Source organism: Microcoleus sp. CAWBG640, from assembly GCF_020883015.1.
Taxonomy (GTDB): Bacteria; Cyanobacteriota; Cyanobacteriia; order Cyanobacteriales; family Microcoleaceae; genus Microcoleus; species Microcoleus anatoxicus.
Window position 1 is genome coordinate 1 of sequence record NZ_JAHRFC010000187.1, and the last position, 3079, is coordinate 3079.

The 3079-nt window shown below is 43.7% G+C and carries 3 protein-coding genes; 2 read left to right on the plus strand and 1 reads right to left on the minus strand.

What is annotated here, in order from left to right; translation table 11 throughout:
* Window positions 1-661 precede the first annotated feature (661 nt).
* Both rfaE2 and AAFP11_RS30080 read left to right on the plus strand, forming a co-directional pair.
* On the plus strand, window positions 662-1150 hold the full coding sequence (gene rfaE2, locus AAFP11_RS30075) for a D-glycero-beta-D-manno-heptose 1-phosphate adenylyltransferase (RefSeq protein ID WP_341740291.1): 489 nt from the start codon (window positions 662-664) through the stop codon (window positions 1148-1150).
* Window positions 1151-1196: 46 nt separating this feature from the next.
* Window positions 1197-2669 (plus strand): MBOAT family protein, encoded by a 1473-nt coding sequence (locus AAFP11_RS30080; RefSeq protein ID WP_341740290.1) that lies wholly within the window; start codon window positions 1197-1199, stop codon window positions 2667-2669.
* A 246-nt stretch (window positions 2670-2915) separates the two neighbouring features.
* On the opposite strand, the gene AAFP11_RS30085 is transcribed toward AAFP11_RS30080, so the two are convergent.
* A partial coding sequence (locus tag AAFP11_RS30085; protein WP_341740292.1) for a rhodanese-like domain-containing protein occupies window positions 2916-3079 on the minus strand: 164 nt, incomplete at its 5' end.

A 3079-nucleotide genomic window follows, 5' to 3' on the forward strand; every position in this document is an offset into this window, starting at 1 on the left:
TTGAGAGCTAGCTTTTGATTAGTGTCGGGATAGAACTTGTACTGATATGTCGCCTTCATTGAATTGCCGTTTTTTGTTAGTATTATTTTACCAGGATTTGTTGGTCTCGTCATCCATCCGCCCACTACTCAAAGCTATGCTTTGAGATTGTGAACAGATGGAATCCTCACCTCACACGCCTTTCATCCCACACTAACCGAGGCGGTATAGTGTGGGGATTCCCGTCTGTCTAGCTAAATTCTTGGTAAATTGCTCGACAGACTAATTAGCGTTGGTGATTTTGATCGAAAAAAAAGACGCAACCTTTGATACTCCCCACCGACTTGCTGAGAGCACCACAAGTCTGTGGAGCGGCTCGATCGCATAAAACTCGGTAATCAAGATGGCATTTTAGTTGGTTAATTGCGTCAAACAGGCGGATGTCTACTTGAGTTTTAACCTACACTGATGGGCTTAATAATTGCACATTCTCCGACTTAACTTGCTTTTTTATCAACAAAAATTCTGTCTGTTTTTTAATTTCATTTTAGCTCTTGCCTGCAAATTATCTTAGTAATTATTAGGCAATTGAAAAATTAATTTTTCAATTTAGCAAGTGCAATTTCTCACTTTTGCTGGTAGGATGGTTCATCCCTGTTCAAACTCGCTGTTGGTGGAAACAATGATTTCTGGTGTTTATGGGTTGAAAGAACTTGCTCGTGCGATCGCCTCAAATCCGGCTCAGTGGCGTCCCCTCGTGTTTACCAACGGCTGCTTTGATATCTTACACGCAGGGCACGTCCGCTATTTGCAGCAGGCTTCATCCTTGGGGCGATCCCTCGTGGTGGGATTGAATAGTGATGCTAGCGTACAAGCCCTCAAACCCCAGCAGCCGGGATTACCAGTGCGCCCCATCGTACCAGAAGAACAGCGAGCCGAAGTTTTAGCGGCACTCAAAGCCGTAGACGCCGTAGTAATTTTTCCCGAAACTACCGCCATTGAACTGATCGCGACTCTGAAGCCAGATATCTACGTTAAAGGAGGCGACTATCAAATCGAAACACTACCGGAAGCACCTGCGGTTTTAGCCTGTGGTGGCAAAATTTCCTTGGTCAAAATAGAAGTTCCGAGTTCTACCAGTGCGATCGTCAAACGCATTTTGCAGTTATAGAATACAGCAATAATATGCAAACACTTATTTGTTTTATTTGTAGAACATGACTTTCATCTCCCTTCAATACGCCCAATTTTTGCTAAGTTTGTTAGTTGTTTATTGGTTAGTGCCACTGCGATGGTGGCGACTGTCAATCATGGTGATTGGGAGTCTGATTTTTTATGGTTCGCTGCAAAGATGGTACATTCCTCTGCTGTTAGTAGGTACTCTGTTTAATTATTTCTTGGCAATGGCGATCGGGGAACCTCTGGATTGGCGGATTGCTAACGAATCTTGGAACCGTCGCCGCTGGTTGCTGCTGTGCATAGGAATTACCCTGAATGTATTGCTGCTTCTAGGTTTTAAGTATGTGCCTTTTTTCTTAAGTTCCCTCGGCACTTTGTTGAATTTACCCGTGGCTTTAGACAGTGCGGACTGGGTAAAAACCCACGTAATTGCACCTTTAGGATTGAGTTTTTTTTGCTTTGAGTGCATTGCTTATTTGATTGACGTGTATCGAGGTGCACCTGCGACAAATTCACTGCTGCACTTTGCTGCTTACAAGTTGTTTTTTCCCAAATTAATTTCGGGACCAATTACTCGGTATCATAACTTAATTTATCAACTAAAATCCCAGAAATTTCCCACAGCAGATGGCATTGCAGAGGGACTGTGGGCGATCGCCTCCGGTGCAGTAAAAAAAGGGCTTGTGGCGGATAATTTGGGAATTTATGTAGATTTAAGTTTTACTAACTTGCAGCGGGCGGGAAGCGAAGATTTGTGGCTGACAATTTTTGCTTACGGGTTGCAACTTTATCTCGACTTTAGCGCTTATGTTGACATCGCGCGCGGTACTGCTTTGCTGCTGGGTTGGTACTTGCCACCCAATTTTGATTTTCCTTATTTTAGTGCTAGCATAGGCGATTTTTGGCGGCGCTGGCACATGACTTTGGGAGATTGGCTGCGGAATTATTTGTATTTTCCTTTGGGGGGTTCGCGGGTTAGTTTGTGGCGTACTTGTCTGAATTTGTTAATCGTCATGTTAGTGGCTGGAATTTGGCATGGTGCGGCTTGGGGATTTATTGTGTGGGGGGGGTTACACGGTTTGGCTTTGGTGGTTCATAGGCTGACGGATGTGGTGTTTAAGCGGTTGCGAATAGATTTTTTGTGGGACAATGCGATCGGCTTTTTCATCGGTTGGCTGTTAACTCAAGCTATGGTTTTTGGTAGTTGGATATTTTTCCGTCTTCCCAATTTGAAAGACTCTGGATGGGTGATTTCCCATTTGTGGGGACATCCTGCTGATGTCCAGTTTGCACATAAGGTTTATGTGGAAGCCCTGGGTTTGGAAAGAGTGCAGTTAAGTTGGATTTTGGGGGGCTTGGCGGTGGCGATGCTGATGAATTATACGTTAATTCGGGGTTTGAAGGTGGAGTTGAATTGGCCTGTGAAGTTGATGTTAGTACCGCTTTGTTTGTATGCGGTTTGGGTGTTGGCACCGGAGGGTGGTTTACCTTACATTTATTTTGATTTTTAGAGGATGGGAAGGAATAAGGCTCGAATTTATGCAAGGGTGTAAAAAACCTGGTTTCTGCCTCAATATTTCTGTTAACAAATCATGATTTATTACACAAACAAGTTTTTTGGGAGCATCCCAATTTTGTAAGGGCTATACCATTCCGGCAGACAATTTATTAATGATAACCAGAGATTTACAGCCGGAATGCTTCGCCCCTACTAATATATTTGCAAAACTGAGGTGCACCCAGTTTTTTGGTGTCGCTTATTGATAGGAACACCAGTCACTCCAGCTACCTGGATAAAGTTTAGCGTTGGGAATTCCGGCTATTTCTAAAGACAATAAATTCACGCAAGCTGTTACCCCGGAACCGCAATAAACCATAATTTCTTCGGCGGTGGCTAATTCTGTCCAAAGTTGCTTTTGTG